Below are 21,085 nucleotides of genomic sequence, written 5' to 3' on the forward strand. Positions count from 1 at the left end.
TTGTTAAGAGATCGGTTATAATTGGAAGTTAATGCTTTTGATAGAGGCTTTCGTAAAATTTTGATAAGATAGAGATAAATAATTCGCGACACTTCTGCGGGACAGTGAGCCAAGCAAGAAACAACAGATGGTAAAACTCTGTTAAGCTTGAAGAGCGCCCGCAGTGAGGGAGCGAATTTTTTTCTTGAATTCTCTCGTGTCTTTGAGACGAATTAGAAGAGGAGGCTTAACAACCTACCTCTTTCTGAAAGTAGGTGTCGTTAGATTGGAACAGCAACAAGAGGCAAGAATGAGACTTCGAATGCTCTTGCAACAATTAGAATTAACAGATGATGTGTACATGTCATTTTTTGAGGAAGGTGAATTATCACGCCTAACAGTCCATAAAAAGGTTAGACTTTGGCATTTCACCATTAAATTACAAGATATACTGCCGTTTCCGTTATATCAGCTTTTCCGTACACATTTAACGGAGAAATTTTCAGCAATTGCACAAATTAATACTACCTTTGAAACGGTAGAGAAAAATGTGACAGAGGAACTGGTGCAAGCTTACTGGTTAAGTGTTGTGGAACAAATTGATGAGATGGCACCGACGCTTAAAAGCTGTCTCATCTCTCAAGTGCCAATGTGGAATGGCCAAAAAATTACTTTGTCCTGCATGCAGGAAATGGAATTTATGATGCTGAAAACAAAGTATGCTGACAAGCTTTCCGAAAGCTATGGTCAATTCGGCTTCCCCCATATGGTAATCGACTTTGTACTACAAGAAGAGACGGAAGAAATGATCGCGGCACAAGAGGCGTTTATGGAGCAGAAACGTATGGAAGAAGTGGCCCTAGCGCAGCAAGCGATGCAAGATTTCCAAAAACGTGAGCAAGAGAAAAAGGATAACCCGGCATTGGCGAATCTTGGTGACCGTCCATTCCAGCTTGGAATGCATATTAAAGATGATGAAATAGTGGAAATTAAACGGATTGTCGAGGAAGAACGCCGTGTCATTATTGAAGGGTTTGTTTTTGATACGGAGATTAAAGAGCTAAAAAGTGGACGCTCCTTATTACAAATTAAAATTACCGACTATACAGATTCCATCATCGTTAAAATGTTCTCTCGTGATAATGATGATGCAGAATTAATGCAGCATCTGAAAAAGGGCATGTGGGTTAAAGTGCGAGGCTCTGTTCAAACGGATACATTCATCCGTGATTTAATTGTCATGGCGAATGATATTAATGAAATCAAAAAAGAAACACGACAAGATTTAGCACCAGAGGGCGAAAAACGTGTTGAGTTACATTTGCACACACCGATGAGTCAAATGGACGCAGTTACACCTGTTGACCGGCTTGTTGCACAGGCCGCAAAATGGGGGCATCCAGCAATAGCTATTACGGATCATGCTGTTGTGCAATCCTTCCCTGAAGCATATGCAGCAGGAAAAAAACATGGGATCAAGGTCATTTATGGTCTAGAAGCAAATTTAGTAGATGATGGTGTACCGATTGCCTATGCTCCTGAACATCGTTTATTAGCAGACACAACGTATGTTGTCTTTGACGTAGAAACAACAGGGCTATCTACGGCTTACGATACGATTATTGAATTGGCCGCAGTAAAAATTAAAGACGGGCATGTCATAGATAAATACGAAAGCTTTGCCAATCCACATCATCCACTTTCGGCTACTACCATTGAACTAACAGGAATTACAGATGATATGGTTCGAAATGCACCTGAAGTGGAGCAAGTGATTAAAGAATTTCATGCCTTTATTGGTGACGCAATAGTTGTTGCTCATAACGCATCATTTGATATAGGTTTCTTATATACAGGCTATAAGAAATTTGGTCTTGAAGGAACAACCCATCCGGTCATTGATACATTAGAGCTTGCAAGATTGCTTTATCCTACTATGAAAAATCATCGTTTAAACACACTGTGTAAAAAATTCAATATTGAATTAACACAACATCACCGAGCGATTTACGATACAGAGGCGACAGGCTATCTACTATTACATTTATTAAAAGATGCAGATGAGCTAGCGATTAATTACCATGACGACTTCAATAAGCATATTGGTGGTGGCGATGCCTATAAAAAAGGTCGACCAATGCATTGTACGATTTTAGCCGTTGATAATGTGGGCTTAAAAAACTTATTTAAAATCGTCTCACATTCTCATACGAAAACATTCTATCGTGTTCCTCGAGTGACACGGGCTGTACTCGAGCAGTATCGCGAAGGTTTATTAGTAGGTTCAGGCTGCAGTAATGGTGAACTCTTCGAAACGATGATGAATAAGTCACCTGAGGAAGCAGAGCAAGTTGCTCGATTCTATGATTATATCGAGGTACAACCGAAAGCTGTGTATGCGCCACTAATTGAACGCAATGTTGTACGTGATGAATGGACGTTAGAGGATATTATTCGTAAGCTTGTTAAGCTTGGGAAGAAGATAGATAAACCTGTTGTTGCCACTGGAAATGTCCACTATTTAGATCCAACAGATGCCATGTTTAGGCAAATACTTATTGGTTCACAGGGTGGAGCTAATATTTTAAATCGATCCAAGCTACCTGAGGTTCATTTTAGAACAACGGATGAAATGCTCAAGGAATTTGATTTTTTAGGACCAGATCTTGCAAAAGAAGTGGTTGTAACGAATGCGCAAAAAATTGCAGAGAGTATTGGTGATGTAAAACCGATTAAGGATGACCTCTATACACCAAAAATTGAAGGCTCCGATGATGAGGTAACCAATTTAACGTACGAAATGGCCCATCGTATTTATGGTGAGGAGTTACCAGAAATCGTGAAAGCTCGAATTGAAAAAGAATTAAAATCGATTTTGGGACACGGCTTTGGTGTTATTTATTTAATTTCAGCCAAACTGGTGAAAAAGTCATTAGCTGATGGCTATTTAGTTGGTTCACGTGGTTCGGTTGGTTCTTCATTAGTCGCAACTTTCATGGAAATTACAGAGGTTAACCCATTACCTCCTCATTATATTTGTCCTAATTGTAAGCATTCTGAGTTTTTTGATGATGGTTCGGTCAGCTCAGGCTTTGACTTGCCAAATAAAGACTGTACGGAATGCGGCACACCTTATAAAAAAGATGGACAAGATATACCATTTGAAACCTTCCTTGGTTTTAAAGGTGACAAGGTACCCGATATCGATTTGAATTTTTCTGGTGAATACCAACCACAAGCTCATAACTATACGAAGGTGCTATTTGGAGAGGATTATGTTTATCGTGCTGGAACTATTGGTACAGTGGCAGAGAAAACAGCATATGGCTATGTAAAGGGCTATGCAAATGATCATAATTTACATTTCCGAGGTGCGGAAGTCGACCGTTTAGTGCAAGGCTGTACAGGAGTAAAACGTACATCTGGGCAACACCCTGGGGGAATTATCGTTGTACCTGATTACATGGATATTTATGACTTTTCTCCAGTGCAGTTCCCTGCAGATGCACAGGATGCAGAATGGCGGACAACCCATTTTGACTTCCACTCTATTCATGACAATATTTTAAAGCTTGATATACTTGGACACGATGATCCGACGGTTATCAGGATGTTGCAGGATTTATCTGGAATAGATCCAAAAACAATCCCAACCGATGATCCTGTCGTAATGAAAATTTTTAGTTCTCCAGAAACGTTAGGAGTCACAGAAAAGCAAATTGGCTGTAAGACAGGAACATTGGGTATCCCGGAATTTGGTACACGTTTCGTACGTCAAATGCTTGAAGATACAAAGCCTTCCACATTCTCAGAGCTTGTCCAAATTTCTGGACTTTCCCACGGAACCGACGTATGGCTAGGCAACGCACAGGAATTAATTCAAAACGGTACATGTGTGCTGAAAGAAGTAATTGGTTGTCGTGATGATATTATGGTGTATTTAATTTATCAAGGTCTAGAACCATCACTGGCCTTTAAAATCATGGAATCTGTACGTAAAGGGAAAGGCTTATCTGAGGAGTTTGAAGCTGAGATGCTCGCCAATAAAGTCCCAGGCTGGTATATCGAATCTTGTAAAAAGATAAAATATATGTTCCCGAAAGCCCATGCGGCAGCATATGTGCTAATGGCTGTACGTATTGCTTGGTTCAAGGTACATTTCCCAATCCTCTATTACGCAGCGTATTTCACAGTTCGTGCAGATGACTTTGATTTAATTGCGATGGTTCAAGGGTCGCAAATGATTCGAGCACGTATTGATGAAATCAATATGAAAGGTTTAGATGCATCCACTAAAGAGAAGAACTTATTAACGGTGATGGAGCTTGCATTGGAAATGTGTGAACGAGGCATGAGTTTCCAGAAAGTTGACTTATACCGTTCTCAAGCAAGTGAATTTGTCATTGATGGCAATTCATTAATTCCTCCGTTCGATGCGATTCCAGGACTTGGAACCAACGTTGCCAAAACGATTGTAGCCGCTCGGGAAGAGGGAGAGTTTTTATCCAAGGAAGATTTACAGCAACGTGGGCGTGTATCGAAAACACTTATCGAATACATGGACCAACTTGGTTGCTTAGAAGGCATGCCTGATGCCAATCAGTTATCACTTTTTTAGTAAGTGATTTGTGTCGTGGCGAAAGGTCACTGTAGAATTTCAAAATCCTGACACAATATGGTTAACTGTCATGAAGGAAATTTGCATTGTGCCGAGAACTGTGCTATCCTTATGGTAATAATTTGTTGATATTTTTCCAGCAAAAGAGTGGGGCATACCCGCTCTTTTCTGTTGTTATACCGTAGCAAAACAAATTTTGACTAACAGCAGGTAAGACCGTAAAATTTCACCAAAGCAACTGGTGGAATTTCTGTTTTATTATGATTCATTACTGCATTAACTTACAGTGATGAACAATTCATACGCTAGAATTTGATAAATACAGGAGGCAACAATGAGCAAAGTACCATCTTTAATTGAAGAGCTCGCTAAACCAATTGTGGATGAGTTAAATCTTGAGCTAGTGGATATTGAGTACGTCAAAGAAGGACGTAACTGGTTTTTACGTGTTTATGTCGATACGCCTGAGGGTGACATTGACATTGACCAATGTGCTCAAGTTAGTGAACGACTAAGCCTGTTATTGGATGAAAAAGATCCAATTACACAAAACTATTATTTAGAAGTTTCTTCACCTGGAGCAGAGCGCCCCTTAAAAAAAGATACGGATTTTGAAAAAGCAATTGGCAAATTTATTTATGTAAAAACCTATGAACCCATTAAGGACATGAAGGAATTCCAAGGCTACTTAACGTCATACGATGAACATACATTAGTGGTGGAAGTACGTATTAAAACACGTAAAATGACAGTAACAATTGAACAAGAAAAAATCGCATTGGCACGACTTGCCATTGATTTTTCAGCATAATGCATATTTAGGAGTGAAAACAAAATGAGTAGTGATTTGTTAGATGCGTTGAATGCGCTAGAAGAACAAAAAGGAATTTCAAGAGATGTGTTAATTGAAGCCATTGAAGCGGCATTAGTTACAGCTTACAAACGCAACTTTAATCAAGCACAAAATGTTCGAGTGGACTTAAATTTAGATAAGGGCTCTATTCGTGTATTTTCACGTAAAGATGTTGTGGAAGAGGTAGAAGATGATCGTTTGCAAATTTCTTTAGAAGATGCAAAAGTCATTAATCCAGCTTATCAGCTAGAAGATATCGTGGAACAGGAAGTAACACCACGCAACTTCGGACGTATTGCCGCACAAACAGCAAAACAAGTTGTCACACAACGTGTACGTGAAGCGGAGCGAGGATTAATCTATGAGCAATATGTAGACCGTGAAGATGATATCGTAACAGGTGTCGTGGAACGTTTGGATGCTCGAAATATCTATGTAGGTTTAGGGAAAGTAGAAGCTGCATTGCCAATTAATGAACAAATTCAAGGCGAATCTTATCATCCACATGATCGTATCAAAGTATATATTACAAAGGTTGAGCGTACGACACGTGGACCACAAGTGATTGTGTCTCGTACACATCCTGGTTTATTACGTCGATTATTTGAGATGGAAGTACCTGAAATTTATGAAGGTATTGTAGAAATTAAATCAATTGCTCGTGAAGCTGGAGATCGCTCTAAAATTTCTGTCCATGCACATAATGAAGAAGTAGATCCAGTAGGTTCATGTGTTGGAGCTAAAGGTGCTCGTGTACAAACGATTGTCAATGAACTAAATGGTGAAAAAATTGATATTGTAGAATGGTCTGAAGATCCAATTGTATTCGTAGCCAATGCATTAAGCCCATCGAAAGTATTAGATGTTCAAGTGAACGAGGAAGAAAAATCAACTACGGTTGTCGTACCAGACTATCAATTATCATTAGCAATTGGTAAACGTGGGCAAAATGCACGTCTAGCTGCAAAGCTTACTGGTTGGAAAATTGATATTAAGAGTGAAACAGATGCTCGTGAATTAGGTATTTATCCTTCTGCTACAAGCACTTTCATCCCTGCTGAAGATGAAGAAAGTGATTTTGATGACGTGGCAGTTGACTTATATCAAGACGACGAAGAATAAGTAAGAAAGCCCGTGTGACGAGTTAGCTGACAGTATTCAGTGGGCCCCCTACGCCGACTGAATACTGTCAGAGCGTCAAGTAGAGCATGACTTGTCCACCTCTTACGACAAGCTTCAGAGAGGAATGGTGATTCTTATGGCTGTAAACAAAAAGGTACCTCTTCGTAAATGTGTAGCAACTGGAGAAATGCTACCAAAGAAAGAGATGGTACGTGTTGTTCGTTCAAAAGAGGGCGAAGTAAGTGTAGATATCTCCGGAAAAAAGCCTGGGCGTGGTGCATATGTATCTAAATCAGAGAATGCAATCGACATCGCGCGCAAAAAAAATGTATTAGGGCACCAGCTTGATGTTAAAATTCCTGAAGAAATTTATGAGGAACTTATTTTGCTGATTCGTAGGGAGTCAATTTTATGATAAATCAAGCAATATTTAATTTGCTTGGGATCGCAGCAAGAGCACGTAAAGTGATTTCAGGAGAAGAGTTAGTAGTAAAGGAAGTTCGGAATGGCAATGCTAAGCTAGTATTGCTTGCAAACGATGCCTCTAAAAACTCTAGTAAGAAAATTCAAGATAAGTGCACGTACTACAACGTTGAGTATCATGTAATTGGAGATCGCTACGATCTAGGACATGCTACAGGTAAGGAGGCCCGAGTGGCTTTAGCTATTACCGATAAAGGTTTTGCACGTAAATTGTCTAGTCTACTCAACGAAAACTAATCGGGGGTGAGCAGATGACCAAAATCAGAGTTCATGAATATGCGAAGCAAGTGAATAAAACGAGTAAAGAGGTTATTGAAGCACTAAGTAAATTAAATGTGAGTGTAACAAACCATATGTCGATGTTGGAAAAAGATATTGTGGCAAAGTTAAACCAATCATTTAAAGCAACACCTGAGAAAAATGTAGCAGCAAAAAAACCCATTCAAAATATGGGGCAAAGACCTCAATCGAATGGACAGCAAAAACCACAGCATTCGGTGAAAATGCAAGAAGGACAAAGGCAGCAATCTGCTACTTCTAAGCCTAAAGCAAACAATCAGCAACACACACAGCAAAACTCAAATTCGTCTAACGAAAAATCTAAGAATACAAAAGGTAATCAAAATAGAAATATGACACAAAATAATAATAATAACAATAATAATAATAATCGTAGAGGTGGCGGTGGTTACAACCAACGTCCAAAACCAGGCATTCATGGAGGCAAACGTCGCCATCCAAAAACGCATCAACCGTCTATACCAGTAAAACAAAAGGAACTGCCAGAAAAAATTACTTTTGTTGAATCATTATCAGTAGCGGAATTAGCAAAAAAATTACACCGTGAGCCATCTGAAATCATTAAGAAATTATTTATGCTTGGTGTAATGGCAACAATTAACCAAGAATTAGATAAGGATGCAATTGAATTAATCTGCGCAGACTACGGTGTAGAAGTGGAAGAAGAAATTCGTGTAGATATTACGGATTTAGAAACACACTTCGAGCAAACGGAAGAAGTGAACGAAGCAGTATTATCAGAACGTCCACCAGTTGTAACAATCATGGGTCACGTTGACCACGGTAAAACAACATTATTGGATTCTATTCGTAATACGAAAGTGACAGCAGGAGAAGCCGGTGGTATCACACAACATATTGGGGCATACCAAGTAACGGAAGGCGACAAGAAAATTACTTTCCTTGATACACCAGGACACGCTGCTTTCACAACAATGCGAGCACGTGGAGCAAAAGTAACTGACTTAACCATTTTAGTAGTTGCTGCTGACGATGGTGTCATGCCGCAAACAGTAGAAGCGATTAATCACGCTAAAGCAGCCGAAGTACCAATTATTGTAGCTGTGAATAAAATGGATAAACCTTCAGCAAATCCTGATCGTGTCATGCAAGAATTAACAGAGCATGGCTTAGTTCCTGAAGCATGGGGCGGCGAAACAATTTTCGTACCGATTTCTGCATTAAAAGGTGAAGGCATTGATACATTGTTAGAAATGATTTTACTTGTAGCCGAGGTTGGTGAGCTTAAAGCGAACCCGGATCGTTTAGCGCTTGGTACAGTTATTGAAGCACAGCTTGATAAAGGACGTGGCTCTGTTGCTACGCTATTAGTACAAGATGGAACATTAAAAGTAGGAGATCCAATTGTTGTAGGTCATACGTATGGTCGTGTACGTGCGATGGTGAATGACAAAGGTCGTCGTGTAAAAGAAGCTGGCCCATCGACACCAGTAGAAATTACAGGTTTAAACGATGTACCTCAAGCTGGTGACCGCTTCGTAGTCTTTGAAGACGAGAAAACAGCACGCCAAGTTGGTGAAACTCGTGCTATGTCAGCAATTCAAGCACAGCGTTCAGAAAAACAACGTGTTACGTTGGATAACTTATTTGAACAAATGAGCCAAGGCGAAATGAAAGAGCTTAACTTAATTGTGAAAGCTGACGTTCAAGGTACTGTTGAAGCAATGGCTGCCTCATTAATGAAAATTGATGTAGAAGGCGTAAATGTGAAAATTATTCACACAGGTGCGGGTGCTATTACAGAATCTGATATTTCTCTTGCAGCAGCTTCCAATGCGATTGTTATTGGATTTAACGTACGTCCAGATGTTAACGCAAAACGTGCTGCAGAAGAAGAGGGTGTAGATATTCGCTTACACCGCATCATCTATAAAGTAATTGAAGAGATTGAACAAGCGATGAAAGGTATGCTTGATCCTGAGTTTGAAGAAAAAATTATTGGTCAAGCAGAAGTTCGTCAAACAATTAAAGTATCAAAAGTTGGTACAATTGCTGGTTCATATATAACAGAAGGAAAAGTAACGCGTGATTCAGGTGTACGTGTAATCCGCGATAATGTAGTTATATTTGAAGGTGAGCTAGATACGCTTAAACGCTTCAAAGATGAAGTGAAAGAAGTAGCAAGAGGATACGAATGTGGTATTACGATTACAAACTTCAACGATATTAGAGAAGGCGATATTATTGAAGCCTATATTATGGAAGAAGTTAAACGCGTCTAATGATCGTTTATGCAGAGGTTGAATTCATCATTCAAACTGCCCATTCGTTAAAGGAAAAACGCGCTGTCTTACAGCGTATGATTACCCGCACAAAGCAGAAATTTAATGTTTCTATTGCGGAAATTGACCATCAAAATGTATGGCAGCGTACGAAATTAGGACTTGTTGCTGTTTCTTCATCAAAAGATGCAGCTGAACGGGAAATAAATCATGCGCTCCATTATTTGCAGTCAAATCCATCATGGGAACAGCTTGATGTGTGGCGAGATTATTTATAAGCAATAGTAGATAGCTGTAAGCTTGATACAGCAATGAAATGCACAGCTATCTGTACATCGAAATAGAGGTGACAAATTATGTCTCTACGTTCAAACCGTGTTGCTGAGCAAATGAAAAAAGAGCTTGGCGATATTATTGGCCGTAAAATAAAAGATCCGCGTGTTGGTTTTGTGACTGTTACAGGTGTTGATGTAACGGGTGATTTACAGCAAGCGACAATTTATATTACATCTTTAGGCAATGAGCGTGAACGTGAAGAAACGCTTAAAGCTTTAGTAAAAGCTTCTGGCTTCATTCGATCAGAAATCGGATCACGCATTCGTTTACGACGTACACCAGAACTACTCTTTGAATTTGATTCATCGATTGAATATGGTAACCGTATTGATTCATTGTTAAGAGGTTTACACAAAGAATAAGCTAAAAAAGTCTGCCACATGCATGTTAATGCAGGCAGACTTTTATCTTTATGGAAAAGGATTATGTCAATACGTAATCGATGATAGAGAAGGTAACTGGGAGGCACTAATATGAACGGTATTTTACCACTTTGGAAAGAAAGAGGCATGACGAGCCATGATTGTGTCTTTAAATTACGGAAAATTTTGCGCACAAAAAAAGTTGGGCATACAGGGACACTAGACCCGGGAGTAGAGGGTGTGCTACCTATTTGTATTGGCCAAGCAACGCGTATTGCTGAATATTTAACCGATGCAGGAAAGGTCTATGAAGCTATCATTTCAATCGGCCGTACTACAACAACAGAGGATGCAGAAGGCGAAACGGTTGCGCAAGATCAGACCACAAAAAGCTTTTCTCGTGAGCAGCTGTTAGAGGTGTTAGCTACATTAACAGGTGTTATTGAACAAACGCCACCAATGTTTTCAGCCGTAAAAGTAAATGGAAAACGTCTCTACGAGTATGCCAGAAAAGGTGAAACGGTTGAAAGACCAACACGTCAAGTAACGATTTATGCTTTAGAGCTGCTTGATGAGATTGAACAATATGAGGGGCAAGAGATTACATTTCCGGTCCGTATTGCTTGCAGTAAAGGGACCTATATTCGTACATTAGCTGTGCAAATTGGTGAAGCTCTTGGCTATCCTGCACATATGAAGGAGCTCGTACGCACAGCCTCAGGCACTTTTACTCGTGATAACTGCTTTACATTAGCGCAAGTTGCTGAGCTAATGGATGCAGAGCAAGCAGCTACCTGTATTTTACCTGTCGAGTATGCATTAGCAGACTATCCATATATTGAGATTACTGCCGCCAATGAAAAGGAAATTTTCAATGGACAAGTGCTTCCAGCAGATGCATTATTAAAGAGTCATGATAAAATTGTGTTTGGAATCAATGGAAAGGCAGTGGCGGTTTATCAGGCTCACCCTACGAAGGATGGTTTGATGAAGCCACACAAGATGTTTCCGACGATAGAGTAGGAGGATTTTTCAATGGAGGTCATTCATTTAAAATACCCACATCAATTACAGCAACGAGAAAGCATGCAGCCATATTCGCTTGCTCTTGGCTTTTTCGATGGTGTACATAGAGGGCATCAGGCAGTTATCAAGACAGCGAAGGAAGAGGGAAATAAGCGGCAAATTCCGACTGCAGTGATGACATTTGATCCACATCCTTCATTAGTTCTTGGTGGACGTAATGAAAAAGTTTTTTATATTACACTCTTACAACAGAAATTACAGCTCTTTGAAGAACAGGGTGTGGATACGGTGTTTGTTGTCCATTTCACCTCTGATTTTGCTAAGCTTTCACCAGCAGCATTTATTGATACTTTTATTCGTGGATTAAATATTCAACATGTTACAGCTGGCTTTGATTATTCGTTTGGGGCATTCGGAAAAGGAACTATGGACGATATGCGTGCATTAAGTAATGGTGAGTATGGTGTAACCATTGTGGAGAAGAAAACAGACGATGTTGAGAAAATCAGCTCTACCCGTATCCGCAAGCTACTACAAGAGGGCGATATGGAAGAAGCTACAACACTATTAGGCAGACCATTTGAAATCAATGGGATTGTTGTACACGGTGATAAACGCGGACGTACTATTGGCTTCCCTACAGCAAATGTCCAAGCTTTAGAAGGCACTTTCATTCCAGCAAGTGGTGTTTATGCTGTTCGTTTACTCGTGCAAAATAACTGGTATGATGGTGTTTGTAATGTGGGCTACAAACCAACTTTCAAAGATCCAAATGATAAGCAATTATCGATTGAGGTCCATATTTTAAACTTTGATAAAAATATTTATGGTGAAGAAGTACATGTAGCTTGGTACAAACGGATTCGAAGCGAACGAAAATTCGATGGGATTGAGGCGTTGAAAGCGCAAATCGAAAAGGATAAACAAGAAGCTATCCGATACTTTAACGATTTGTAAGCGTCACAGCATGATGAGATGACAACATTCAAGCCGACGTTTTACTTGCTTGATCAAATGATTTATGGTAACATTCATAAGTGCATAAATGCTTAACCTTAGCTCGGTATATCGATGACTCCAACGTTTACTGTGCTAATGGGGATTCATTATATTTTAGGAGGTCCATTCAAATGGCTATTACAAAAGAACGTAAAAACGAAATTATCGCTGAGTACCGTACTCACGAAAGTGACACTGGTTCACCAGAAGTACAAGTTGCAGTATTAACAGAGGAAATCAACGCTCTAAATGCTCACTTACGTACACACAAAAAAGATTTCCACTCTGAGCGTGGTCTTCTTAAAATGGTAGGTCGTCGTCGTCACTTATTAAAATATCTTCGTGAAACAGACGTACAACGTTACCGTGAACTAATCAACCGTTTAGGCTTACGTCGCTAATTCAAAGCGCAAGTATAGCTGTATTAGACTGTAGACAAATTTTAGTTTGTCTACAGTCTTTTTTTATGGTTGAAACTTGCGACATATATGCAGCGTATTGTTCATAATGCAGGTTTATTCTCGTCTATTATTTTATGTTGTTCAACAATAAGCCATAACTTTATTACACAACGATGAACGAATCACCAAAACAATTTAGTATGGTTGAAAAGGATGGTATATTCTAATCACATTTCGCAACCAAATTCAAAAACTATGCGATAGTCTATCTTTGTTGCTGCTCAATGCATTGAACGAATTGAATAGTGGTTGTTTTTTCGTTTACGAATGAATAGTCATTTATAAAATGTTCACAATCTACGAAGGACAACAGGGTGCAAGTGTGGAGAATAGCTGATCTCTATAGATTTATTGAAGACCGTTGTGAAAAGTAAAAAATAGAGAGTAGGGATTGGTTAATGTTTAATACATTTTTAAGAGAGAATAACATTGTTGCTGCTATTCTAACAGCCGTGCGTATTTACTTGGGCTGGCATTGGCTGACAGCAGGTTGGAGTAAATTGACGAATGGATTTGATGCCTCAGGGTTTTTAACATTTGCATCAGAGAATCCTGTCATGAGTGGAGAAAAAGTGGTATATCCTACATATGTAAAATTTATAGAGTCATTTGCCTTACCAAATGCTGAAATATTTAATGTGGTCATTCCTTGGGGAGAATTCCTTGTCGGTCTTGGCTTAATACTAGGGTGCTTAACTACATATGCAGCATTTTTTGGAATGGTTATGAATTTTGCCTTCTTGCTAGCTGGTACGATTTCTAGTAATCCATTTGATATTCTACTGGCGATCTTTATCGTTGTGGCAGGCTATAATGCTGGGAAATTTGGACTTGATCGCTTCGTAATGCCTATCATAAGCAAAAAAATGAAGCTAGAAAAAAATACAATGCACTCCATGACGAAAACTACATAACTTACGATTTCATAAAATCAAATACCCTGTAGCAAATCGTTACAGGGTATGATTGATAGTACCTCTATTTTTGTTTTAGCTTTACTTGCTATGTGACTTTCTTTATACTGATAAGATGTTGTATGATGAGCGCAATGTTATCATAAATTGATATTTAAGCTTGTACCTTTTGGTAGGAATCCATTGAAAATCCGTATACCAATGTAAAAAATGCTTTTTCAATAAAATATAGAAATAAATCTTAAATAAATTGGCAATAACTGAATTTAAATGTATGATTATTTCATGAAATATTATTTAGCATAGAACAAGCATTTTTGGTACACTTACTATTAGTACATACAGACGAAGTAAGTGTTTTTATAATAGAGAGGGGTTCATTGAATGAACGAAAAGAAAGTCTATTCCTATGAATGGGCTGGCCGTCCACTTGTAATTGAAGTTGGACAGTTAGCAAAACAAGCAAACGGAGCCGCATTAGTACGCTATGGCGATACTTCTGTACTTGCCACAGCAACAATGTCAAAATCACCAAAACCACTTGATTTCTTCCCATTAACAGTTAACTATGAAGAACGTCTATATGCTGCAGGTAAAATTCCTGGCGGCTTTATTAAGCGTGAAGGGCGTCCATCTGAAAAGGCGATTTTAGCAAGCCGTTTAATCGACCGTCCAATTCGTCCGATGTTCCCAGATGGTTTCCGTAACGAGGTACAAGTCATTTCGATGGTTATGTCCAATGATCCTGACTGTACATCTGAAATGGCAGCGATGGTAGGTTCATCATTAGCGTTAGCTATTTCTGATATTCCATTTGATGGACCAATAGCTGGTGTACAAGTAGGTTATATTGACGGAGAATTCATCGTTAACCCGACAGTGGAGCAATCGAAACACTCAACAATTCATTTATCTGTAGCAGGCAACAAAGATGCCATCAACATGGTTGAAGCGGGCGCACTTGAAGTGCCAGAAGAAATCATGTTAGAAGCTATTATGTTCGGTCATGAAGAAATCAAAAAAATCATTGCTTTCCAAGAACAAATTGTGGCAGAGGTAGGTAAAGAAAAGTTACCAGTGACATTATTTGAGATTGACGAAGCGATTCAAGCCGATATAAAAGCAGCTTGTGAGACTGATATGCATGATGCGATTCAAACTGCGGAGAAGCATGCGCGTGATGAGGCCATTCAAGCTGTAAAAGATCGTGTTATCGCTTCCTATGAAGAGCAAGAAGCCGACGATGAAACAATGAAACAAGTGTATAACATTCTTGATAAAATGGTAAAAGAAGAAGTGCGTCGTCAAATCACGGAAGATAAGATTCGCCCAGATGGTCGTAAGCTCGACGAAATTCGACCACTTTCTTCTGAAACAGGCTTATTACAACGTACACACGGTTCTGGTCTATTTACACGTGGACAAACACAAGCCCTATCTATTTGTACACTAGGGGCGCTAGGTGATGTACAAATTATTGATGGCTTAGGTGTAGAAGAATCAAAACGCTTTATGCACCATTACAACTTCCCTCAATTCTCTGTAGGGGAAACAGGTCCAATCCGTGGTCCAGGCCGTCGTGAAATTGGTCATGGTGCGTTAGGTGAGCGTGCGCTTGAAGCTGTTATTCCAGATGAATCGGCTTTCCCATATACAATTCGTTGTGTATCTGAAGTACTTGAATCAAACGGATCCACTTCACAAGCTTCTATCTGTGCATCTACATTAGCCATGATGGATGCAGGTGTACCATTAAAAGCACCAGTTGCAGGTATTGCAATGGGTCTTATCAAAAAAGGCGAGCACTATTCCATTTTAACGGATATTCAAGGGATGGAAGACCATTTAGGTGATATGGACTTTAAAGTTGCTGGTACAGCTAAAGGTGTAACAGCACTACAAATGGATATTAAAATCGACGGTTTATCTCGCAATATTTTAGAAGAAGCACTGACACAAGCGAAAGTTGGTCGTATGCATATTCTAGAGTCAATGCTTGCAACACTTGCTGAACCTCGTGAAAAATTGTCTGAATTTGCACCGAAAATTGTCATCGTGAAAATTAATCCAGATAAAATTCGTGATGTGATTGGACCTGGTGGTAAACAAATTAACAAAATTATTGAAGAGACAGGCGTTAAGATTGATACAGAACAAGATGGTACAATCTACATTTCTTCTGCAAATGAGGAAATGAATGCACGTGCAAAACAAATTATTGAAGATATCGTACGGGAAGCAAAAGTAGGGGAATATTACTTATCGACTGTGAAACGTATTGAAAAATTCGGTGCATTTTGTGAGATCTTCCCAGGAAAAGATGGTTTGCTACACATTTCCGAAATTCAAGAGGAACGTACAAAGCAAGTGGAAGATGTCTTAAAACTTGGCGATCAATTACTTGTGAAGGTTATTGAAATTGACAAGCAAGGTCGTGTGAATTTATCTCGTAAAGTAGTAATACAAGAGGAAAAAGAACGCGCTGAACAAGAAAAATAATAATGATTCCAAAGGCTGCGTATGATTGCGCAGCCTTTTTAAATAGTAGCAAAAAGACTAGTAGAGAATTTTTATAATTGGGGGAGATTTTTTGGTTCAAGTACATACATGTCAAAATGGTGTTCGGCTAGTATCAGAGCATATAGATCATGTGAGGTCTGTTGCATTAGGTATTTTTGTGAATGCAGGTTCTCGCTATGAGCTACCAGAAGAAAATGGCATCACACATTTTATTGAACATATGTTATTTAAAGGAACAACAACTCGCTCAGCCCGTCAAATTGCTGAAGAATTTGATCGAATTGGCGGAGAGTTAAATGCGTTCACATCGAAAGAAAATACATGTTATTATGCAAAAGTTTTAGATCATCATGCAGAGCTTGCTGTCACAATACTAGCAGATATGTTTTTTCATTCTACGTTTGCGGAAGAAGAATTAGAAAAAGAGCGACAAGTGGTATTAGAAGAAATATTAATGAGTGAAGATGCGCCTGATGATGATGTTCATGAAAAACTGTGGAGTGTCATGTATCCGAATGATGCACTTGGTCGTCCGATACTAGGAACTGCTGAGACATTAAAGACTTTTACGGCTGACGCCATACGACATTATATGGACAAACATTATGGTCCAGAATCTGTTGTTATATCCATTGCGGGTAATATTTCAGCTCAGCTTATGCAAACAATTGAAGATTTATTTGGACACTACCAACCTTCTCCACAAGCGATTGCGCCTGTACTGACAAATCCTGCATTTTATCCAGGAGAAATGACGAAAATTCGTGATACCGAGCAAGCACATCTTGCGATTTCATATCCAGCAATTGGTGTGAAAGATCCAGATATGTATAGTTTTATTGCACTGAATAGCATTATTGGGGGCAATATGAGTTCTCGATTATTTCAAGAAGTACGAGAGGAACGTGGGTTAGCTTATTCTATTTTTTCCTACCAATCCTGTTATGCCGATGTTGGCGCGTTTACGATTTATGGTAGTACTAGTCGCCAGCAATTAGCTCAGCTTCAGCATACCATTGATGCTACTTTACTGGACATTGTCGCTGGTGGCATCACAGCAGAAGAGCTTGATAATGCAAAAGAGCAGCTGAAAGGTAGCTTTGTCCTTGGTTTAGAAGGCACGGGGGCCCGTATGAATCGCAATGGGACAAGTGAGCTGGTGCATCGTAAGCATCGTACTGTAGACGAGGTACTTGCATCTATAGATGCTGTATCCATGGAGTCAGTAGATCGACTAATTGCCAAAATTTTAAAAGCCGAACCAGCTATCTCGATTATTGGCCCAAGCGAATAAAAGAGCTTAAAATGATACTAATTATCCAAGTTATAACAATTTATTCATTATAGTAAAAAGGAGAACTTTGAATATTTCCAAGGTTCTCCTTTTAGTGTTGAAAAACAAAACAGTCAATTGAAAGGTAGAAATGGATTTCCGTTGCAGGCTACTTGCTTTCCTGTGGGCGAGCGCCCCGAGCCGCCTCCTCCGCTATCACTCCGTTTAGAGGCTCGCCTGTCTCGTTATCCCACGGGAGTCAAGTAGCCTCCACTCCAACCTACAAAAGTATTACCTTTTTAGCAAAGGTTTTCAAATAAGGCGAAGGTCTTCACTACTCTTTATGGAGAAGTGTTGTCACACATCACCTCTCCATATTGAAAATAAGAGCTTATTCCCTCTAAAAATAATGGGCTATTTAATCGCTATATTACTATGAAAAAAAGTAAAGACACTTTGCAGAATGGTTGATTGGAGTGGAGCCAGCGTCACTCCTAGGGGATTTAGCGTCACAGATGAGACCCTGGAGCACACGTAAGTGAGTGAAGCGGCTCATCGGACGCCCCCTGGAAAGGACGCTGGCGGAACGGAAATCACCCCTTCTCCTTGCAAAGTTGCTTTTTCTGCCTTTGACATGATCTTTTTTCAACAACATGAGGAGAACTTTGAATATTTTCAAAGTTCTCCTTTTTTAATGTTTATTTTCTTCTCAATTAAGCATTGAAATTCTCAATTAACTTTGATAGTATGAATGATATTGAAAATCATTCGCATTTAAATTGGAGGATATTTATCTTATGAAAAAATGGCTTGCTGTCAGTACCCTGACATTATCACTAGCGCTAGCTGGTTGTGCAGATCAGGAAGAAAAGAGTACTGACAAAGAAATAAAAGAAGAAGCAACAACACAACAAGAAACAGCAGATACAGCTGATGTGCAAGAGGATGCATTTCAAGATGGTGTCGATGAGGAAGCATTCCAAAAGGCATTAGCAAGCTTCCCAACAACAGCACCAGAAAAAATTGTCACGACATCGGTGCCTTTAACAGAAATGTTACATCTTTTGGACATCACACCAGTAGGAGTGCCAACATCGACAAACCCTATCCCAGCAGACTTTGATTCTATTACAAAAATCGGCTCGCCAATGTCGCCCGATTTAGAGGTTATTTCAAGCTTACAAACAGACTTAATCCTTGGGGCATCATCATTACAAAGCTCACTTGATCAAGCACTACAGGGAATGAATTTACCGACAGCTTATTTACCAACGGATTCATATGAAGACTTAAAATTAAGCTTTAAAGTGCTCGGTACGTACTTTGGTAAAGAAGAAAAAATGAATGAGGTTTTACAAAATCTCGTAGCAAAAGAAAAAGAATTGGAAGAGAAAGCACAAGGAAAAGAATTACCATCTGTGATGCTTGTCATCGGTACATCTGATTCCTTTATGGTAATGAACGACCAATCCTACTTAGGAAGCTTAGTAGAACGATTAGGTGCAGACAATATTGCGAAATCGGTACTAAAAGCAGAATCAACGTATTCGCCAATGAATTTAGAAGATATTGTTGTAGCTGATCCGGACATCGTTTTTGTTTTAGCATCAGGTGATCATGGAGCAAATGAAGATAAATTTAAACAAGAGATTAAAAAGAATAGTGCATGGCAACAATTATCAGCCTATAAAAATGACAAAATCTATATGCTTGATTATAGTACATTCGGTGTCACATCCATTACAAATGCTGAGAAAGCACTAACAACAATTGCAGATTATTTTTATAAATAAGTTCGTGAGGTAGAGGTATGATTCATACAGCAAGAAGTCGCATGATTATTATCACGACCTTTGTGGTAACGATTTTAGCAGCCATTGTAGCGATCGGGTTAGGCAGTGTTCATATTTCCGTACCTGATATTTTATCTACCCTGATCAATGGACGTGATCAAGAGGGTGTTTATACAACCATCATCTGGGATATTCGCCTACCGCGCGTGCTGCTCGCATTAATTATTGGTGCTAGTATCGCCATTTCGGGTGCCTTATTGCAGGCAGTTATGGGCAATCCATTAGCCGATCCTGGGTTAACAGGGGTAACGAGTGGGGCAGCGGCCTTTGTGTTACTTATTCTTTTAGCTAATCCAGAGCTAACGCATTTGATTCCGCTTGCAGCTTTTGTTGGTGGCTTAATTGCAGCAGCCATAGTATATGCTCTTGCATGGAGACGTACAGGCATTACACCCATCACCATTATTTTATCAGGGGTAGCCGTAAATGCATTGTGTGGTGGAGTCATTGGATTCTTATCCATTCTTTACAGTGATCGTTTACCATCAGCTGTGCAATGGATGAATGGTAGTCTTGCAGCAAAAGGAAATGCATCACTGCATATGATTTATGTGTATGCCATTATCGGCTGGATTCTATCCATTTTTGCCATTCGAAAAGCTAATATTATTCGTTTAGGCGATCAGGTCGCAACCAATTTAGGAGAAAGTGTGACCCGTATTCGTATTATGTTATCTATTTTAGCTGTTTTTCTAGCAGCAATTTCGGTTGCAGCAGTTGGCATGATTGGCTTTGTTGGATTAATCGTCCCGCATATGGCTAGGCTACTAGTTGGCTCCGATTATAAGTACATGTTGCCTATGAGTATGGCTATGGGAGCTATTGTCTTATTGATTGCCGATACGGGTGGACGGACATTATTTGCACCACTTGATATTCCAGCAGGTATTTTAATGGCTGTTCTCGGTGGACCTTACTTCTTATATTTAATGAGAAAGAGGGCGTTCTAATGTTAACAATTGATCAGCTATCCATCAGCTATGAACAAAAGGAAGTTGTCCATAATTTTTCATTTGAAGTGAAACAGGGCGAAATTTTATCCATTATTGGACCGAATGGCTCCGGTAAGTCAACGATTTTAAAGGCGATCGCACGGATGCAGCCGTATCATGCAGGAACCATCCTATTTGATGGTGTAAATATGCGTCAATTATCCTCAAAGGAAATCGCACGCAAAATGTGTATGCTGAGTCAACAAAATCAAGCACCGAGCGATATTTCCGTCAAAAATTTAGTCGCCTATGGTCGTTATCCACATAAAAAATGGTTTGAGCGTCTCAATGCAGAGGACGAGGCCATAATTGATTGGGCATTGGAAAAAACCTACCTCTCACATTATAAAGAAAAGCCTATTGCCGCTTTATCTGGTGGAGAGGCGCAACGTGCGTGGATTGCAATGGCATTGGCACAACGGCCCCAAGTGCTATTATTGGATGAGCCCACGACCTTCTTAGATATTGCCCATCAGCATGAAGTGCTAGAATTAGTGCGAGAGCTTAATCGTGATATGGGCATGACTGTTGTGATGGTGCTCCATGATTTAAACCAAGCCTCTAGCTATAGCGATCAAATCGTTGTTGTAAAGGACGGCTTACGAGCACAAATGGGTACACCGGATGAGGTCATGACGGAGCAAATGATCCAACAAATTTATCGTATGGAAGCAGAAATTCAATATGTCACATGGGATAATGCCCCACGGATTCAATTAAAAAATACGGTCAAAGTATAGGAGGAAACAGC

General features: G+C 39.5%; 18 protein-coding genes. All 18 read left to right on the top strand.

The features are described 5' to 3' along the window. Window positions 1-265: 265 nt before the first annotated feature. The 18 genes from MHI04_RS05290 (at window position 266) to MHI04_RS05375 (ending at window position 21,074) form a co-directional block, all read left to right on the top strand. Window positions 266-4,597 (top strand): PolC-type DNA polymerase III, encoded by a 4,332-nt coding sequence (locus tag MHI04_RS05290; protein ID WP_089932000.1) that lies wholly within the window; start codon window positions 266-268, stop codon window positions 4,595-4,597. Between the two features lie 334 nt (window positions 4,598-4,931). Beyond that, window positions 4,932-5,408 carry a ribosome maturation factor RimP gene (gene rimP, locus MHI04_RS05295; RefSeq protein WP_036121405.1) on the top strand — a complete coding sequence of 159 codons (477 nt, stop codon included), beginning with the start codon at window positions 4,932-4,934 and terminating at the stop codon, window positions 5,406-5,408. A 24-nt stretch (window positions 5,409-5,432) separates the two neighbouring features. Beyond that, a complete protein-coding gene (gene nusA / locus MHI04_RS05300; protein WP_058843511.1) occupies window positions 5,433-6,572 on the top strand; it encodes a transcription termination factor NusA in 1,140 nt (379 codons plus the stop codon). 136 nt (window positions 6,573-6,708) lie between these two features. Beyond that, window positions 6,709-6,987, top strand: coding sequence for a YlxR family protein (locus MHI04_RS05305; protein WP_036121399.1), 279 nt, complete (start codon window positions 6,709-6,711; stop codon window positions 6,985-6,987). Then, window positions 6,984-7,292 carry a YlxQ family RNA-binding protein gene (locus MHI04_RS05310; protein ID WP_036121397.1) on the top strand — a complete coding sequence of 103 codons (309 nt, stop codon included), beginning with the start codon at window positions 6,984-6,986 and terminating at the stop codon, window positions 7,290-7,292. Before MHI04_RS05305 ends, MHI04_RS05310 begins: the two co-directional genes overlap by 4 nt. Window positions 7,293-7,306: 14 nt before the next feature. Beyond that, complete coding sequence (infB, locus tag MHI04_RS05315; RefSeq protein WP_342535386.1) at window positions 7,307-9,598, top strand: translation initiation factor IF-2; 2,292 nt, start codon at window positions 7,307-7,309, stop codon at window positions 9,596-9,598. Continuing rightward, on the top strand, window positions 9,598-9,876 hold the full coding sequence (locus MHI04_RS05320; protein ID WP_036121391.1) for a DUF503 domain-containing protein: 279 nt from the start codon (window positions 9,598-9,600) through the stop codon (window positions 9,874-9,876). Before infB ends, MHI04_RS05320 begins: the two co-directional genes overlap by 1 nt. A 78-nt stretch (window positions 9,877-9,954) precedes the next feature. Next, the gene (gene rbfA, locus MHI04_RS05325) at window positions 9,955-10,296 is read left to right on the top strand and encodes a 30S ribosome-binding factor RbfA (protein WP_036121387.1); all 342 of its coding nucleotides are present in this window, start codon (window positions 9,955-9,957) and stop codon (window positions 10,294-10,296) included. A 111-nt stretch (window positions 10,297-10,407) separates the two neighbouring features. Next, complete coding sequence (gene truB, locus MHI04_RS05330) at window positions 10,408-11,319, top strand: tRNA pseudouridine(55) synthase TruB (RefSeq protein ID WP_036121383.1); 912 nt, start codon at window positions 10,408-10,410, stop codon at window positions 11,317-11,319. Between the two features lie 12 nt (window positions 11,320-11,331). Next, entirely contained in the window at window positions 11,332-12,279 is a 948-nt protein-coding gene (gene ribF / locus MHI04_RS05335) for a riboflavin biosynthesis protein RibF (protein WP_036121380.1), read from the top strand. 173 nt (window positions 12,280-12,452) lie between these two features. After that, complete coding sequence (rpsO, locus tag MHI04_RS05340) at window positions 12,453-12,722, top strand: 30S ribosomal protein S15 (protein ID WP_036121378.1); 270 nt, start codon at window positions 12,453-12,455, stop codon at window positions 12,720-12,722. A 458-nt stretch (window positions 12,723-13,180) separates the two neighbouring features. Beyond that, entirely contained in the window at window positions 13,181-13,696 is a 516-nt protein-coding gene (locus tag MHI04_RS05345) for a DoxX family protein (protein WP_036121376.1), read from the top strand. A gap of 384 nt (window positions 13,697-14,080) precedes the next feature. Then, window positions 14,081-16,195: a polyribonucleotide nucleotidyltransferase gene (gene pnp, locus MHI04_RS05350; protein ID WP_036121371.1), complete on the top strand. Its 2,115-nt coding sequence runs from the start codon at window positions 14,081-14,083 to the stop codon at window positions 16,193-16,195. Between the two features lie 91 nt (window positions 16,196-16,286). Beyond that, complete coding sequence (locus MHI04_RS05355) at window positions 16,287-17,510, top strand: pitrilysin family protein (RefSeq protein ID WP_141903482.1); 1,224 nt, start codon at window positions 16,287-16,289, stop codon at window positions 17,508-17,510. A gap of 517 nt (window positions 17,511-18,027) precedes the next feature. Further along, window positions 18,028-18,213 carry a hypothetical protein gene (locus MHI04_RS05360; protein ID WP_197412998.1) on the top strand — a complete coding sequence of 62 codons (186 nt, stop codon included), beginning with the start codon at window positions 18,028-18,030 and terminating at the stop codon, window positions 18,211-18,213. Between the two features lie 73 nt (window positions 18,214-18,286). Continuing rightward, a complete protein-coding gene (locus MHI04_RS05365; protein ID WP_058843934.1) occupies window positions 18,287-19,282 on the top strand; it encodes an ABC transporter substrate-binding protein in 996 nt (331 codons plus the stop codon). 17 nt (window positions 19,283-19,299) lie between these two features. After that, entirely contained in the window at window positions 19,300-20,292 is a 993-nt protein-coding gene (locus MHI04_RS05370; RefSeq protein ID WP_036121351.1) for an iron ABC transporter permease, read from the top strand. Next, a complete protein-coding gene (locus MHI04_RS05375; RefSeq protein WP_089932007.1) occupies window positions 20,292-21,074 on the top strand; it encodes an ABC transporter ATP-binding protein in 783 nt (260 codons plus the stop codon). The genes MHI04_RS05370 and MHI04_RS05375 overlap by 1 nt, the downstream gene beginning before the upstream one ends. Window positions 21,075-21,085 lie beyond the last annotated feature (11 nt).

The sequence above is a fragment of the Lysinibacillus sp. FSL K6-1151 genome (genome assembly GCF_038630755.1).
Lineage (GTDB): Bacteria > Bacillota > Bacilli > Bacillales_A > Planococcaceae > Lysinibacillus > Lysinibacillus fusiformis_D.